General features: G+C 60.0%; 3 protein-coding genes. All 3 read left to right on the top strand.

Annotation, left to right across the window (positions count from 1 at the left end; genetic code table 11):
* Nucleotides 1-378 (top strand): succinate dehydrogenase, cytochrome b556 subunit (gene sdhC / locus ACUXH0_RS26405; protein WP_024972779.1); only part of this gene is annotated, 378 nt, incomplete at its 5' end.
* Between the two features lie 10 nt (nt 379-388).
* Nucleotides 389-754 (top strand): succinate dehydrogenase, hydrophobic membrane anchor protein, encoded by a 366-nt coding sequence (gene sdhD / locus ACUXH0_RS26400; protein WP_004637532.1) that lies wholly within the window; start codon nt 389-391, stop codon nt 752-754.
* A 3-nt stretch (nt 755-757) separates the two neighbouring features.
* The coding region (locus ACUXH0_RS26395; protein ID WP_476196446.1) for an FAD-dependent oxidoreductase at nt 758-1,089 on the top strand (332 nt) is incomplete at its 3' end.

The raw sequence follows: 1,089 nt of genomic DNA, 5'->3' as shown, positions 1-1,089 counted from the left end.
TACAGGAACATCGGTTTGGGCGACATCGCCCGCTACCGCTTGCCCTGGGCCGGTAAGGTGTCCATCCTGCACCGTGCCAGCGGTGCGCTGATGTTCCTTCTTCTTCCGTTCGTGCTGTACTTGTTCGAACAAAGTCTCACGTCGGAAATCAGTTTCGCCAAGTTCTCGGCGCTTCTGTCCAACGGTTTTGCCAAGGTCGTCGTCCTCGCGCTCATCTGGGCTTATCTGCACCATTTCTGCGCTGGCGTCCGTTACCTGATCCTCGATCTGCATATTGGCATCGACAAGGCTTCGGCCTCCAAGTCGGCTGTGAGCGTGCTGATCGTCAGCCTGCTGCTGACCGTCGTGTTCGGCGCCAAGCTGTTCGGCCTGTTCTGAGGAGCCCCTGATGGCAAATAACAATATTGGTCCCAAGCGCCTCGTTGTGGGCGCGCACTACGGCCTGAAGGACTTCCTCGCGCAGCGCGTCACCGCCGTGATCATGGCGGTCTACACCGTCGTGCTGCTGGCGGCGTTCCTGCTCTCGAAAGACACGTCGTACCAAAGCTGGGCGGGGCTGTTCTCCAACCAGTGGATGAAGATGCTGACGTTCCTGGCGTTCGTGTCGCTCACGTATCACGCCTGGATCGGTGTGCGTGACATCTGGATGGACTACGTGAAGCCCGTGGCAGTGCGTTTGACGCTGCAAGTGTTGACGATTCTGTGGCTCGTCGGTTGTGCGGGCTACGCAGCTCAGATTCTCTGGAGGGTTTAAGACATGGTCGCAGTCAAGACTGGGCTGCCGCGCCGCAAATTCGACGTCGTGATCGTCGGTGCGGGCGGTTCGGGCATGCGCGCATCGCTGCAGCTGGCAGAAGCCGGCCTCTCCGTGGCCGTGCTGTCCAAGGTGTTCCCCACCCGCTCGCACACCGTTGCGGCGCAGGGTGGTATCGGTGCTTCGCTGGGCAACATGAGCGAAGACAATTGGCACTATCACTTCTACGACACCGTCAAGGGTTCCGACTGGCTCGGCGACCAGGACGCGATCGAATTCATGTGCCGCCAGGCGCCGAACGTGGTCTATGAACTGGAACACTTCGGCATGCCGTT

This window comes from Ralstonia sp. 110700041-2, assembly GCF_056280165.1.
The sequence above is the reverse complement of the archived record's forward strand: the minus strand, read 5'-3'. Positions and strand labels throughout refer to the sequence as shown.